The organism is Natrinema gelatinilyticum, assembly GCF_024266705.1.
GTDB classification, from domain to species: domain Archaea; phylum Halobacteriota; class Halobacteria; order Halobacteriales; family Natrialbaceae; genus Natrinema; species Natrinema gelatinilyticum.
The window spans coordinates 1,541,376-1,556,317 of sequence record NZ_CP100756.1; the positions used below are offsets into that span (position 1 = coordinate 1,541,376).

A 14,942-nucleotide genomic window follows, 5' to 3' on the forward strand; every position below is an offset into this window, starting at 1 on the left:
TGGGAGGCAAGACTCATACGGTCTGCTGTAAGTCATTGCCGGTGCAACCGTGACTGTCCTGTGGTTGCACCGGTACATCGTTACAGCAGACCGTATCAGTCGGTGTAACCGGTTCGTGGCGACGTCTCCCGTGGCGGTTCGTCGGTTGCGGCGTCGGTCGCCGTGACCTCACGAACGAACTCGAGGAAGTTATCGAATACGAGCTTCGCCTCACATGTCCGCTGGTAGTTCGTCTCCGTTATCTCGTCGAGGAGCGTCTCGCGGCGCTCGTCTGACAGGTCCTTCCGATTGACGAGTCCGCGTGCGGTCGCGATGTCGTACTCGGGGTGGAACTGGACACCGAAGACACGATCCTTGCGGAAGCCGTGGTTCGAGTAGTCGTTTTCGGCGAGGGGGGTGCTCCCCGGTGGGAGTTCCGACACCTCGTCGGTGTGGCTGGTGAAGACGGTGAACGACTCGTCGATACCGTCGAACAGCCGTGAGTTCCCGCGGTGTTCAATCTCGCTGTAGCCGACCTCGTAGACCCCCATGTCATCGACGGTGCCGCCGAGGACGTCAGCCAGGAACTGGTGACCCCAGCAGACGCCCAGGAACGGCATCCCACGATCGATTGCGTCGCCGACCCACTCCGTGAGCGGCCGCATCCAGTCTTCGTCCCAGTACACCGACGCTCGAGAGCCGGTGATCACGGCCGCGTCGTAGTCGAAGTCGTCCGGAACGGTCCCGTCTGTGACGTCGAATTCAGCCAGTGACGCGTCGAGTTCGCGCCGAAAATTCCGCGTCGTGTTCTCGTCCCGATACGCTGCGTTCAGGACGGCGATCCGAACGTGACTCATTACTCGCTAATGACGCCTCGGAAGAAATAGGCCTTCCGCCCATTCACGACGGCGGCGCCGTGACAGTCGCCAGTGAGTCGACTGCCCCCTCGAGCACACTGGCAGTTCGTCTGTCACTGCGGGTGATAGGTACCGTTTTCGTCCCGATTGAATCGTTCGCCAGTGTCGAACCAGCCGTTGGTGAACCGTCCGATATCAGCGGTCCGATCGGCACCGCCACGTCCAGATTCGTCGGGTTCGTCCCGCTCATCGAGCGGACTGGAGCTTGGGAGGTAGCCGTCGGCCACCACCGGTCCCGAAAGCTGGAGACGACCGGTCGCCGCGCCGGAGAGAACGGTTCCATCAGTATCGACCAGTCGGACTCGACAGTCTGGAACCGGGCGGCCGACACCGGAACCGTCGGCCGCCGACTCGGCTCTATCCGCGCCGAAACCCTGGCTCAGGGCAGTTGGACACTCGAGGCGGCCGTACGCACGCGCGAATTCCACGCCGTGGACCCGATAGTCACCGGCCACGTCGGTGGCGACCGGTCCCTCGCAGACGACGCGCTCGAGCGAGCCGGCGGCCTTCTCGAATCCCGATTCCGCTGCGATCGCTCGGATTGCCTGCTCGTGGCCCACCAGAAACGTCGCGTTTTCGGCGGCCATCGCGGCCACGGCATCGGTAGGGTCGAACGCGCGATCGATCACGAGCGTGGCACCGACGTAGAGCACCGACAGTGCTACCCGAACGAGACCAGTTGCCGCTGCAAGCGGAGTCGGGAGCGGGACGACGTCGTTCGCAGCGAGCCCCCACGCGACGACGGCCGTGATGCAGTTGCGCTCGACGGCGCCAGCGGAAAAGCCAGCGACGGGTCGACCCGATTGGCCGTGAAGCGCCAGTACCGGGTCCGCCATCGGCGAGTCGTCGTCCAGATCGAGAGGATCGGCGACGGTCTCGGCTAGCTCCTCAAGCGTCACAACCCGATCGTAGGGTATCGACCGCACCAGATCTCGCTGGGCGGGTTCGGCGACGACCAGGGTGGGCACCAGAGCGTCGAACGGCCGCTTGACCGAGGCGGGGGTCAGCAGATGAGAGATGGGCGCGAACGTCGCACCGAGGTGCCGACACGCGAAAAAGAGGGCGAGCGAGGCGACCCGGTTGCGCGTGACGAGACAGACCGTATCGCCGGGCTCGATTCCACGCGCCGCGAGACGCTCGGCCGTCTCCGTCACGAGCATCGACAGCTCCCCGTAGGAGATACAGTTCTCGTCGATCGTCCCCGCGGGGGCGTAGCGCCGCTCCTCGGAGATGTCGATGATCGCGGTCCGGTCCGGAAAGTGCGCTGTCCGTCGCGCAAGCGAGAGGGTCACGGGCGTGACTCCACCGCTCGAGTACGTAGTATACGGGGGTCGATCGATGGGCGTCGATCGCCGTCGATTACGTCGACTCGTTCGTCCGTTCCTCGAGGAAGCCGCGCAGACGGTCGTTGACCGTTCGCGAGCGTTCGATGAAACAGAGGTGACCCGCCCCCTCGAGTTCCCGGAACGATCCGCGGGGAAGCCGTCGCGCGAGGTCCCGTCCGTCCGCGGGAGATACCAGTTCGTCCGCGCCGCCGTGGATCACTCGCGTCGGCTGGGTTACCTCGACCAGCCAGTCGGTCGCGTCGAATCCCTCGAGCGCCGCGACCTGGGCCTGCCAGCCCGCTCGATCGGCGTCCCCCTCGGCTCGCCAGTCGGCGATGCCGTCCCGGACGTCAGGCTGTGACTCGAGAAACGCAGCCGAGAGCCCCGCCTCGAGCGACTCTCGGAGCGCCTGCGGGTCGTCCGGAGAAGCGAACAGCGCCTCAAGCGCCATCGCGGCTCCCCGCGGTGCGGTACCGAAGAGCGTGAGTGTTTCGACGCGATTCGACGACCGAGCGGCCGACAGCGCGATCGCACCGCCGAGGCCGCATCCCACGAGGTGGCCGTTTCGGACCCCACAGTCGGACAGCACCGCCTCGAGGTCGGCGACGAGCGTCTCGAGGGTGTAGGGTCCGACCGGGGCGTCCGAACGGCCCGTCCCGCGGAGGTCCCAGACGACGACCTCGTAGGGACCGGCGAGCGCGGCGTGTTGCCAGCCCCAGAGCCAGCCGCCGAAACCCGCTTCGGAAACGAATACGACGGGTGCACCATCGCCGTCACGGTCGTAATACAGCGAGACACTTCCGTTCGATGCGGTGGGCATAGACATACTGTCGGGACGGATACCGAAAGAAGGGGTGGATTTCGGCTCGGGACAAGAGGTGGCCGCAGGGCCGTTTTCGAGTCGACCGGTTTAGGCGTTCAGAATCTGCCGAAGGACGTCGGGAGCGTCCTCGAGTGCGTCGTCCAGGTCCTCGACGTTGGGGCCACCACCCTGTGCGAAGTCCGGCGGACCGCCACCGCCGCCGCCGACACGGCCGGCGAGTTCGCCAACGACCTCGCCAGCGTTGACGCCCACGTCGTCTGGAACGGCCACGACGAACTGCGCGCCATTCGCACCGCTGCCGAGCACGGCGATCGTTCCCTCCTCGACGAGGGCGTTGGCGGTCGCTCGCAGTTCGTCCATGTCGGCGTCGATCCGATCGATGACGGCAGTCGTGTCGCCGACATCGATTTCCTCGCCGCCGCCACCGCCGCCAGCGCGGGCCTCGGCGAGCTGTTCTTTCAGATCTTCGATCTGCTTGCCGCGATCTTTCCACTCCTCGAAGAACCGGTCGGCGGTCTCAGGAACCGCGTCGGGCGACACGTCGAGGATCTCGGCGGCCTCGTAGAGGGCGTCTTCCGTCCGCTGGGTGGCCTCGAGGGCGGCCGCTCCCGCGGCGAACGTGATACGTTCGACGCCGTCCTGGACACGCTCGGTGGTGAGCACCTTGATCGCGCCGATGTCGCCGGTTCGGGCGACGTGGGTGCCGCCGCAGGCCTGGACGTCCTCTTCGACGTGAATGAGGCGGATCTGCTCGCCCGGCGGGATACCACCCTGGTAGAGATCGAAGCCGTGTTCGGCCTCGGCGTCGTGTCGATCGGGCCACTCCTGGCTGACCGCAGTGTTGTTCATGACGAGCTCGTTGGCGCGGTTCTCGATGGCTTTGACCTCTTCGCGTGAGATCCGGTCGTAGTGGCGGAGATCGATCCGGGAACTCTCGACGCCCTTCTGGGCACCGGCCTGTCGAATGTGTTCGCCGAGCACCTGTCGCGCCGAGTGGATGACGATGTGGGTCGCCGTGTGATGGCGCATGAGCTGACGACGACGTTCGCCGTCGATCTGCCCGTTGACAAGTTCGCCCTTCCCTGGATCCTCGTCGGTTCGATGGAGGACGACGTCGTCGACGATCTGGACGTCTTCGACCTCGACGGTCGTGTCGTCCGTCGAGAGCATGCCCATATCTGAGGGCTGGCCACCGCCTTCGGGGTAGAACATCGTCTGATCGAGGACGACGTCGTAGCCGTCTTCGCGCTCGAAGACGTCGAGGACGACCGCCTCGAACTGCGTTCGATCCTGGTCGTCGTAATAGAGTTTCTCCGTCTCCGGGAGGTCTTCGAAGCGCTCGAGTTCGCCTTCCTCGGTTTCGGCGACCACCTCGGGTGTGTCGTGGCGCTTTGCGACGAGGCTGTAGAAATCGTCGGGTACATCGACGGACGCGCCGGTCTGCTCGGCGATCTCCGCGACCATATCGGGCTGAATGCCGTGGGAGTCGTAGAGTTCGATCAGTTCCTCGGTCGGAATCGGCTCGCCTTTGTTCGCGTACTCCTCGGCCAGCGTTTCGACTCGTCGACCGCCGCGTTCGAGCGTCTCGCGGTACTTTTCGACCTCGGTCCGGACGATGTCACGGATCGTATCGCGGTTCTCGTACTCGAGGCGCTCTGCTTGCATGTCGATCAGTTCGTCGAGCGGCGCGTCGACGCCGGCGGTGTCACAGAGGCGCTTGGTGCGCCGGAGGACCATTCGCGCGAGATAGCCCGTGCCGACGTTCGAGGGAACGATTCCGTCGCCGAGCATGTACGCGAGCGTTCGGCAGTGGTCTGCAATCGCGTAGATGTCCTCGAGCGGTTCCATCAGGGCCTCGAGATCGACGACGTCGACGTCGAGTTCAGCGGCGATCTCGTCGCGGGCGGTCTCCATGTCCTCGGCCTCGTCGATGTCCATGTGGCCCGCGAGTTTGGCAGCCCGGTGAATGAGATCCTCCTGCTCGCCCACGTGCTCGATCCCCGCATTGTCCTTCAGGAAGGCGATCATGTCGGGATAGACGGCCTCGTAGACGGTCGGCGTCCCCTGCGAGACCCAGGTCCACCGCTCGAGCCCGTATCCGGTGTCGACGATGTAGGTGTCCATCGGACTGTAGCGGTTTCCGTCTTTCATCTCGTACTCGCCGTCGGGGTCTCGCTCCATGGACATGAAGACCAGCGTGGCGAGTTCGACGCCGCGGTAGATGACCTCGATCGCGGGGCCGGCGTTCCCACCGCCGACCCACGGATCCTCGATGTAGATGACCTCCTCGAGATCGACGCCTAGCGAGTCGAAGAAGGCGTCACAGAGTTCGACAGTCCGGTCTTTCCAGTACACCTCGCCGTGGTAAGCGTACTCGTCTTCCGGGACGTCCTCGCGCGTGTTGAACGCGTGATGGGCCATCATCTCGAAGGCCATCGTGTGCCGGCCCGTCTTGCCGACGTTGTCGATGTCCTGCATTCGGATGCAGGGCTGTGAGATACATAGTGGGTTGGCCGGCGGCGGGGTCTGACCGCTCGTCACCAGCGGCTGGAAGTCGTAGATCGACGCCTGGGTCAGCAGGACATCGTCACGCCAGCGGTTCGCCGCGACCGGATATGGGTCGATTCGCTCGTGGTCGTTGGCCTCGAAGAAAGAGAGGAAGGTCTCACGCATCTCCTCGAGACTGTACGACGCCTCGAAGCCGGCGTTGTCGATGAAGCCGTACTCCTCGCAGGGGGGCTCGCCGCAGGTTTCCCTACCGTGATCGCGCGTCCAGAAGTGAGCGCCACACGATGGACACTCTTTGCGCTCGAATCCTTCCTCCTCGAAGTACTCGAGGCGGTATTCGTCCGCCAGTTCGCTCATTACGCACCTAGTGACCCTGCAACGTGTAAAACAGTTCCGCAAATCACTCCGCGAAACCATCGTCTGACGGCACCTAAATCGGACCGATCGGCTCGAAACCGTTCGACCGATCATCCGAAAGAGGAGACGGGACGAGAAAAAGTGCCAACTCACCGTCCGTTACATCCAGTAAATCCATTAGTCTGGCTTGAGGGCATCAGGTATAGACTGTAGCCACTATCGACACAATGACGAAGCCGCCAGCGACCACCCGACCCCGAACGATCCTCTACGTTGCAGCAACCGACGAAGCGGCGAGCGACGGTGCTGCTGCGCTCGAGAACGTCGATGCCGCTCCGGATCGATCGGTCCGGCCGGCGACGACGGTCGAACGCGTCCGTAACTGGTCCCCCGCGGTCGACTGCGTCGTCTTCGCCGAAACGCCGACGACGGCAGCGGGATCGAATCTGCTCGAGATGGTCGACGCGTGTGATTCGACGCCGCTCGTTCTCTTTTCCGATCCGTCGTATGCCGCCACGGCTGCCCGGTCGGCGGACGGCATCGATGGCTACGTTCGCCGCGACACCGACGACGCCGTCGCGCACCTCGCCGACGAGATCGAGTGGGTCTGCAACGACGGAACCGACATCGATTCGACGGACGATGCCGAACGCGAGACCGAACCGATGGTCACGACCGGAGAACTGACGGCCGCGACGAGCACGCCGACTGCCAAGGTCATCGGGTCGCTCTCCGAACTGGCCGCCTGTCGCGACCGCGAATGCCTCTTTTATCAGCTAGTCGAGACCGTCGCCGACAACCTTGATCGGGAGTACTGTTGGCTCTCGACGGTTCACTTCGGTCAGTTCACCCCACGAGCGACCGCGCCGGCGGTCCCGGACGACGACCTCGAGGTCCTGTCGTGCTCGGGTCCGCTCGGCGACGTCCTCGGAACGGACGAGCCGGTCCGGTTCGACGAGATCGGGGCTGGTACCGAGGTCGAAGCACCGTTCGAGGGAACCGCATCACTGTGTTGCGTCCCCGTCGGCGATGTCGGACTGCTACTGGTGGCGGGCGACGAGTCAGCGGCGTTCGACGAGCGCGACTGCGACCTGCTCGAGTCGTGGGGACGGATCGCGACCGCTCTCCTCGAGCGGATCGACGCGGAAGCAGCGTCCGAGACGAAGCACGATCGACTGCGTGTGGAACGGGACCGGTTGCAAGCGGAGCGGGATCGCTTGTCGGTCGAACGGGACGACCTCGCTGCCGAACGCGACCGCTACCGGACGCTCTTCGAAAACGTGCCGGAGCCGGTGATTCGCTACGAGATCGACGACGGTCAGCCCGTCGTCCGAACCGTCAACGACGCGTTTACGAAGGTCTTCGGCACCGACCTCGAGGCGATCGTCGACAAGCCCGTCGACGAGGAGACCGTCCCACCGGGGCTCGAACACCGCCGGAAGACGCTGTTCGAATCGCTCCGATCGGGCGAGCGTCGACAGTTCGTCAGCTGCCGAGAAACCATCGACGGAGTCCGGGAATTCCTGCTCACACTGGTCCCGATCGAATCGAAGACCGACGAAACCGTCGAAGATGCCGGCGTCGTGGACGCCGAAACGGGCGACGAGCACGCCGACATCGACGACGGGGCCACCGAAACGCACAGCAGACACACCAAAATCGACGGCGGATTCGCCGAACCGGACGGTATCTCGGACGACCACGCTGGTACCACCCGGGAGGGGCTGATCGTCTACAGGGACGTCACGGATAGCGACCGACGCGAGCAGGAACTGGCCGCCGCGCAGTCGCGACTCGAGACAGTCGCCACACTGGTCGACGACGACGTCCGAACCCCGCTGAACGCCGCCCGCGGCTATCTGGAACTCGCCGCAGAGACCGGCAACAGGGAGCACTTCGCGGAAGTCGAGGACGCCCAGAAGCGGCTGACGGAACTAATCGACCAGATCGTCTCGATCGCCAGACAGGACCTGGTAGTCGTCGAAACCGAACCCGTCGCAATCCACGACGTCGCGCGCCGGGCCTGGGTCACCGTCGAGACCGGAGCCGCGCGCCTCGTGACGCGGTCGACGGAGAATCGCGTCTTCGAGGCTGACAAATCACAGCTTCGCGAACTGTTCGAACGGCTGTTTCAGGCCGTCGTGAACACGGGAAGCGAAGCTGGTTCCGCCAGCGATTCGGCCGAACATCTCGGGTCATCCGACGCGAAGCCGATAGTCATCGTCGGTGTGACCGACGACGGCTTCTACGTCGCTCGACGGGGCTCCGAAACAGCGGCCGTCGGCGGGAACGGCGCGCTCGAGAAGGATCCCGTTCCGGGTCGACTGGCCATGGCCGACGGCACCGGCTTCGGACTCGGGTCCGTCGAACACATCGCCGACGCCCACGGCTGGAACGTCGGCGTTGCGGAGGACGAGAATCGCATCGCCTTCGCGTTTCGGGGCGTCGACGCTCGCGACGTCGATTGACTCTCCGAATTCGAAGGCGGTCGTAACTGACGACGAGTGACCGCAGAGCCGCGGCGTTCGATACACATGATGTATCCGTGGATGCGACTCTACAGTCTTACAGCGAGAGTGCCTCGGGGCGTGACCCCGAGGGTGAATCATATAAGATTTATTAGATTATCTAACGTGTTTAAAGCTACAGTTGTGCGAATTACAGACCGTACTTCGTCGCACCTGTGCACAGTTGTGGAGGAATGTGGCTCTCTCAACACCCACGTCTTCGGCGTGGTGCGACGGATGCCATCGGGCCGTGGTGGAGCGGCCGACCCTCACGGACACACCGCGTGTTCGGGTGTGAATTCCAGATGACCCATCTCGGGAAGTCCGAGGGGAAGTACATTCGCCTGCGGCCATCTGGCCCGTTTCTGGGCCTGCCGCCAACACGGTGAAGCCACGGGGCGTGCCCCCGTGGTACTTCACATCGCAGGCGAACGTCGGTCTGAACTCGAATCAGTTCTTCACCAGAAGATTCCCGCTATCCGTCTCGAGACTGTCGTACGTCTCGAGGGTCGTGATCGCCGGTTCGGTGCACAATACTCTCCTACCATCGCTGGCAAACGTACCCGCGTTCGATTCTCGCTCGGCGCTGTTCGAACAATCGGAATCGGTATGTCCGTTGCGATGGGTCTCTGTTCCCTCTCGCTCGCCGGAAATCGCTCGTGATCCGTTGCTGTCGCCAACCGAATCAGAGCAGAAACGTGGACTGTGCGACCTATGCGTCCGCCTCGAGGGCCAGTGACGCCAGCATCGCCTCGAGTTGCAGGCGTTCGTTCGCGCCCTCAGTGATTCGGTAGTCGACTTCGCCGAGGCGCTCGAGCAACTGGACCGTCGCCTGCTCGGGAATGTCGAACTTCCACGCCGAGCGGTGTAGTTGATCGATAACGTCGCCGCCGGCGAGGCCGCGGTCGGTCAACAGGTCCTCGAGGGCAGCGCGGGCGGCGGTGAAGTCGCCGTCGATTGCGTGCTCGACCATCGCTTCGACCTCCTCGGGGCGCGCGGTGGCGGTGATCGCGAAGACGGTCTCTTCGTCGACGGTCTCGCCCATCACCGCGGCGGCCTGGAGGCCGTTGATCGCCTTTCGCATGTCGCCGTCAGCTGCGTAGACAAGGGCGTCGACGCCGTCGTCGGTCACCTCGATTCCTTCCGTCTCGGCTATCTCTCGAATCTGCGCCTCGATTGCCTCCTCGGAGAGCTCGGTAAACCGGAAGACCGCACACCGCGACTGGATCGGATCGATGATCTGGCTCGAGTAGTTACACGAGAGGATGAAGCGGGTGTTGTTCGAGAACTGCTCCATCGTCCGGCGTAGCGCGGACTGGGCGTCGGAGGTGAGCGCGTCGGCCTCGTCGAGGAAGATGATGCGGTGATCGTACCCACCGAACGAAGAGCGCGCGAAGTCCTTGATCCGGTCCCGGACGACGTCGATTCCGCGCTGGTCGGAGGCGTTCAACTCGAGGAAATTCTCACGCCAGTCGTCGCCGTAGACTTCGCGGGCGATACCGATGGCCGCCGTCGTTTTACCCGTTCCGGCCGGCCCCGCGAACATGAGGTTCGGTAGGTCGTCCTGCTCGACGTACCGTTGTAGTCGCGGAACGATGTTCTCGTGGCCCTTGATTTCGTCGAGCCGTTCCGGACGGTACTTCTCGATCCAGACTTCGGTCCTGCCGGGAGTCGGCTCCGCCGCCTCGGCGTCGGCCTCGCTCATACCGGACACAGAGCGGGACGAAAGATAAATCGCCCGAAGGCCGGTCTCGGTCCGGACGTCGCCGTCGACTGGCAGGGGCGTCGAGCCGCTCCCGAACGCTCGGTCTCCACCGCATCGGCGAGTACGGACCCGTTCGAATTCGGTCAGAAACTGACACGCATCCTGACATATTAGTAACACGTTTTTCTGCGTGCTCGTGGGAGGACGACGTATGGAAGGGGAGAACCACCGATCACGACTCGTCGTCGCGATGCTCGTCGTGATTGTGACGTTCGGTATCGGTCCGATGACGGTCGCCGCCCAGCCAAACCCACAGACGGGCGGTACGGTCGTCGTCGAGGAAGGGGAGACGGTCGACGGACTCGAGTCGTTCGCCGGAACCGTGATCGTTCGGGGAACAGTCACCGGCGACGTCAGCGCAGTCGCGGGCGACGTGACGATTGCAAGTACCGGTTCGGTCGAGGGCGACCTCGAGGCCGCTGCCGGGAGCGTGACGATCGAAGGGGTCGTCGACGGCGACGTCCAGATCGGAGCTGGGAGGGTGACGGTTGCCGAAAACGGCACCGTCAACGGCACGTTCATGGTCGGCGCGGGCAACGTGATCGTCGACGGGACGATCGATGGCGACGCAGAGATCGGCGCCGAAACGATTCGCCTCGGCGAGACGGCGTCCATCACCGGCGATCTGCGCTACGACGGCGATCTCGAAGGGAACACTGATGCGGTCGCGGGTTCGGTCGAGGAAGATTCTTCGCTCGGCGTCGACGGCGGACCGACGGTGCAGCCGTTCGCGTCGTGGATCGTCGCGGTCTACACGCTCGTGGTGAACCTGCTTCTCGGTGCGGTGTTGCTCGCATTGTTCCCGCGGTTCTCCGATAACGTCGCGGCGAGCGTCTCGACGAGTCCGATCCGCTCGGGGCTCCTCGGGCTCGGCGTTTTCGTCGGCATTCCCGTCCTTCTAATCGCACTCGCGATCACCATCGTCGGGATCCCCCTCTCGATCGTCGGCGTGATCGCGTTCTCCTTCCTGCTCTGGATCGCCACCGTTTACGGCTGGTTCGCCGTCGCCGCGGCCGTCCTGTCCGCGATCGGTATCGGAAACCGCTGGCTCGCGCTCGTCGTCGGGTTGGTCGTCGGCGCGGCGATCACCAGAGTGCCCATTGTCGGCGGCCTCATCACCTTCCTCGTTCTTTTGCTCGGACTTGGTGCCATCGCTCGCGGACTGTACGGCCACCGGCGAACCGTCAGAGAGCGAGAGCGCGGTCACGGCGTCAGGACGGGCTCCGACGAACCGACCACGGACTGACCGAACGCGGCGCGAACGGGTGCCACGGAGCGACGCGCTCAAGGCCGTCGCTCCGTAACTGCGCGTATGCACGTCACCGTCGACGTCAAGGGCGAGGACACCTACGAATTCGATCTCGAGACGGTGGCGGAACCTCCAGACGACACGGCCGCCGATAGCGCTGAGACGACCGACACGACGCCGACCTACGCGGACCTCCTCCACAAGGTCGACTTGAGTCCGCACGAGGTGAGCGTCCTCGTCGACGGTCGGCCGGTTCCCGAAGACCAGCCTGTCGAGCACGATCACGTGACGGTGTTACGGCTCATCAAGGGCGGGTGCGACCGGTGACTTGCCCGATCCGAAACCGACACGTCGGCGGCCCACCTCGGTTGTTGTGACCGACGAATGTTCGTCCGTACTGCTACCCCCGACGACGCACTCGAGGTCCGTCGGATCCTCGACGCGGCCATGCTAGAGCCCGGGAACATCGAGAATCGGATCGACGCCGGCGACGTTCTGGTGGCAGGTGATCGCCGAGGAGGAACGAGCACGAACGAGAGTGGTGGCGCAGGGAGCGAGCGGATTCTGGGAACGATCGTTCTCGAACCCCGCGAATCGGGGGCCGGTGCCCACATCGGCGCAATCGGTGTCCGCCGTCGCCATCGGGGTCGCGGGATCGGCCGGGCGCTGATCGAACGAGCACTCGAACTCGAGGGGCGACTCACGGCCAGGTTCGACGATGACGTGCGCCCGTTCTACGAGCGCCTCGGATTTTCGATCGAACCGATCGATGAGCACCGAAACCGGGGCGTCACGGTCACAGCAGATCGAACGTGATCGCCGCTGGCCCGATCGTCGTCCACAGTGTGCCCGCGACAACGACGGCGACCTCTTGAAACCCGTCTCCTGCCGGCGTACCTTTTTCTGACAGAACGTGGTAGCACCCTCTGCATGGCGCTCCAACGGATGCTCAGCGGCGATCCGTCGAAGAGTTCGAAGGTCTATCTCGCGATCGGTGCCCTCTCGCTCGCGAAGGCTGTCGCAGTTCGAAAGGACCGAGAGCGGTTCCGGCGCGAACTGCTCGACGCCGGCCTATTCCTCGGTGCTGGACTGGCCCTCCGCCGATTTAGCCAGATCAAAACCGAAAAGCGGCAGGAACTCGAAGCACAGCTTCCGGAGTGGGCGGTCGACGCGCTCACGTCCGAACCCGCTTCTCGAGGGGTCCGAACGATCGCCAGACAGCGACTCGGCGGCCGATCTGAATCGAAGTCCGAACCGAAATCGACGTTCCGGGATCGTGCTCGCACCGTCTTGGCGAGTTTGTAACTGACGGATCGGCAGTCACCGGTCCGTCATGTGATTATGTCCCACAGACGGGTACCGAATCGGGTTCCGCGGGGGACCGATCACGGCCTCGCGACGCTTTCTCGCCGTACACGGGGGTCCGCTTAACGGCGTGTTTTGGTCGGGTCAGACTCGGTCCACTGGAACTCAGACGTCTCGTCCATCGAGTCGTCGGTTCCGAAGGTATCGTTCGAAACGCGGGTCGCGGTCGGGTCGGGACCGACCAGTGACAGCGTCTCGGACGAATTGCGGCCGGTCCTCATCGCCTCGGCGATGGAATCGGCCGTCTTCCAACCAGCATCCACCGTCCGCTCGTCAGTGTCCGACTGGACTGCGACGCTCAACTCCGAAACGAAGATAGAGTCGAGCGAGTCGACGGGACTGTCGGAACGGAGCGTAGAATCCGATTTCCCATCTCCAGACGATGGCCCATCGGGGGGTTCTTCTCTCCGACCATTCGCATCCCTCGAGGGAGTTGCGACCGACTGAAGCCTGGCGAACAACGCCTCCGCGGTCTCGTCGTCAGCATCGATCACTGGATCGGTCGTCGCTTCGTGCTCGCCAGCGCTCTCGATGAGTTCCTCGGGTGACTCCACGTCGTAGACGTCGAGGATCGCGTCGGGGTCGGCCTCGACCCCTTCGAGTACCTCCGTCACTGTCGAATCGGTGCTCATAGCTCCGGTTCCACCGTTTTCCCCCTTCGTTACGCTGACACTACCGGGACGGTACTCGGCGGACGTCCTCGAGCTCGAAAGTTTCACGAAATGCAACTAATTCGTGACAAAGCCGCTCGTACTCGTTTTGCGGGAGTAGAGGGATCGATCGTGCGGGAGTAGAGGGATCGATCGCTGACGCGCCCCGACGAACCGTCGGCGCGAACCGCCGGACGTTAAAACAGGTCCTGGGTCAACTCGAGCGTTTCCTCGCGGTCGTCCCAGTTCACGAAGAGGGCGACGCTGGTCGCGCTGGTGATGATGTCCTGCAGGTGGATTCGGGCCTCGGCGAGGGGGGTGACGATATCGCTGATGATCCCCGGCTGATTGGGGAGTTCGCCGCCGGTAACTCGGACGACGGCGATCGGCGAGTCGACGGTGACGCTCGAGAGTTCGTCTCGAGCGATGACCTCGCGGTGGAGGATGTTTTCGGCGCGTTCAGCCTCCTCTTCGTCGATGTAGAACGTGACTGTGTCCATCCCACTGGCGACGGCGTCGATGTTGACGTCACTCTCGGCCAGCGCTTCAGAGAGGTGGTTGAAGATACCCGGCTGGTTGCGAATCGCACGACCGGCGACCGTCAGGCAGGCGAGCGGCCGCTCGCGCAGATCGACGAGGTTTCTGAATTCGCCTTCGATGCTCGTGCCACCGGAGAGGAGATCGCCGTGCTGGTAGTGAACGACGCGAACGTTGAGTTTTCCGTCCTTATACGACAGTGCCGAGGGTGCGACGACCTCAGCTCCGCGAAACGACAGGTTTCGGAGTTCGTCGACTGAAATCTCGCCGACGTTGCGAGCCCCCTCGACGACGCGGGGGTCTCCGGTCATGACGCCTTCGACGTCGGTCACGATGACGACCTCGTCTGCGTCCATGTACTTGCCCATCATGACCGCCGTCGTGTCGCTACCGCCACGACCGAGCGTCGTAATCGATCCGTCGGGCCCTTCCGCAAGGAATCCGGTGATGACGGGTACCGTTTCGTCAAGGTCTGTGGCGACGTTGTGGGCGCGTTTCTGCGTCTCCTCGACGTTTACTTCACCGTACTCGTCGGTGATGACCGGCCAGTCGTCGCTTCCCGGCTCGAGAAACGTTGCGTCAATATCACGAGCCGAGAGCGCCGCCTTCAGCATGCGAACCGAGGTCCGCTCGCCCATGCTGACGATCTGAGCTCGGTCGGCTTCGTCGGTCTCGAACGTGATTTCGTCGAGCAGCTCGTCGGTCGTCGACCCCATGGCGCTGGCGACGACGGCGATTTCGTGTCCGTCCTCGACGGCGGCGGCGATCGAATCCGCGGCGCGGTTGATCCGGTCGCCGCTGCCGAGACTCGTCCCGCCGAACTTCGCTACGACGCGCATACTGCCACCTCGTAGGAGGCTCGCATTGCGATCGAATGACTCATACTCGGTCCGTTACCAGAGCGAGCAGATAACTGTGTCCCATCGTTCGCATTTTTAGCTGTAATTGAGGTCGTAAGCC

General features: G+C 63.9%; 12 protein-coding genes. 5 read left to right on the forward strand and 7 right to left on the reverse strand.

All coding sequences use genetic code 11. The annotated features are described in order from the left end of the window. Positions 1 to 95: 95 nt before the first annotated feature. The 4 genes from NJU76_RS07580 to alaS all read right to left on the reverse strand — a co-directional run bounded on the left by NJU76_RS07580 (position 96) and on the right by alaS (position 5,909). Positions 96 to 836 (reverse strand): type 1 glutamine amidotransferase, encoded by a 741-nt coding sequence (locus tag NJU76_RS07580; protein WP_254532159.1) that lies wholly within the window; start codon positions 834 to 836, stop codon positions 96 to 98. 113 nt (positions 837 to 949) lie between these two features. Continuing rightward, positions 950 to 2,188 carry an AMP-binding protein gene (locus NJU76_RS07585; protein ID WP_254532160.1) on the reverse strand — a complete coding sequence of 413 codons (1,239 nt, stop codon included), beginning with the start codon at positions 2,186 to 2,188 and terminating at the stop codon, positions 950 to 952. A 67-nt stretch (positions 2,189 to 2,255) separates the two neighbouring features. Beyond that, positions 2,256 to 3,041 (reverse strand): alpha/beta fold hydrolase, encoded by a 786-nt coding sequence (locus tag NJU76_RS07590; RefSeq protein ID WP_254532161.1) that lies wholly within the window; start codon positions 3,039 to 3,041, stop codon positions 2,256 to 2,258. Between the two features lie 90 nt (positions 3,042 to 3,131). Further along, a complete protein-coding gene (gene alaS / locus NJU76_RS07595; RefSeq protein WP_254532162.1) occupies positions 3,132 to 5,909 on the reverse strand; it encodes an alanine--tRNA ligase in 2,778 nt (925 codons plus the stop codon). Between the two features lie 227 nt (positions 5,910 to 6,136). Here alaS and NJU76_RS07600 point away from each other — a divergent pair, with 227 nt between their 5' ends. Continuing rightward, complete coding sequence (locus NJU76_RS07600; RefSeq protein ID WP_254532163.1) at positions 6,137 to 8,377, forward strand: histidine kinase dimerization/phospho-acceptor domain-containing protein; 2,241 nt, start codon at positions 6,137 to 6,139, stop codon at positions 8,375 to 8,377. Positions 8,378 to 9,128: 751 nt separating this feature from the next. Here NJU76_RS07600 and NJU76_RS07605 read toward each other — a convergent pair. Beyond that, positions 9,129 to 10,121 (reverse strand): replication factor C small subunit, encoded by a 993-nt coding sequence (locus tag NJU76_RS07605; protein ID WP_254532164.1) that lies wholly within the window; start codon positions 10,119 to 10,121, stop codon positions 9,129 to 9,131. 211 nt (positions 10,122 to 10,332) lie between these two features. Here NJU76_RS07605 and NJU76_RS07610 point away from each other — a divergent pair, with 211 nt between their 5' ends. The 4 genes from NJU76_RS07610 to NJU76_RS07625 all read left to right on the forward strand — a co-directional run bounded on the left by NJU76_RS07610 (position 10,333) and on the right by NJU76_RS07625 (position 12,735). Further along, positions 10,333 to 11,427 carry a bactofilin family protein gene (locus NJU76_RS07610; protein ID WP_254532165.1) on the forward strand — a complete coding sequence of 365 codons (1,095 nt, stop codon included), beginning with the start codon at positions 10,333 to 10,335 and terminating at the stop codon, positions 11,425 to 11,427. Between the two features lie 66 nt (positions 11,428 to 11,493). After that, complete coding sequence (gene samp2, locus NJU76_RS07615; RefSeq protein WP_254532166.1) at positions 11,494 to 11,757, forward strand: ubiquitin-like small modifier protein SAMP2; 264 nt, start codon at positions 11,494 to 11,496, stop codon at positions 11,755 to 11,757. Between the two features lie 57 nt (positions 11,758 to 11,814). Continuing rightward, the gene (locus tag NJU76_RS07620; protein WP_254532167.1) at positions 11,815 to 12,246 is read left to right on the forward strand and encodes a GNAT family N-acetyltransferase; all 432 of its coding nucleotides are present in this window, start codon (positions 11,815 to 11,817) and stop codon (positions 12,244 to 12,246) included. 114 nt (positions 12,247 to 12,360) lie between these two features. Then, the gene (locus NJU76_RS07625; protein ID WP_254532168.1) at positions 12,361 to 12,735 is read left to right on the forward strand and encodes a hypothetical protein; all 375 of its coding nucleotides are present in this window, start codon (positions 12,361 to 12,363) and stop codon (positions 12,733 to 12,735) included. A gap of 122 nt (positions 12,736 to 12,857) precedes the next feature. Here the strand turns inward: NJU76_RS07625 and NJU76_RS07630 are convergent, their stop codons facing one another. Both NJU76_RS07630 and NJU76_RS07635 read right to left on the reverse strand, forming a co-directional pair. After that, on the reverse strand, positions 12,858 to 13,427 hold the full coding sequence (locus tag NJU76_RS07630; protein WP_254532169.1) for a hypothetical protein: 570 nt from the start codon (positions 13,425 to 13,427) through the stop codon (positions 12,858 to 12,860). 215 nt (positions 13,428 to 13,642) lie between these two features. Next, positions 13,643 to 14,821, reverse strand: coding sequence for an aspartate kinase (locus NJU76_RS07635; protein ID WP_254532170.1), 1,179 nt, complete (start codon positions 14,819 to 14,821; stop codon positions 13,643 to 13,645). Positions 14,822 to 14,942 lie beyond the last annotated feature (121 nt).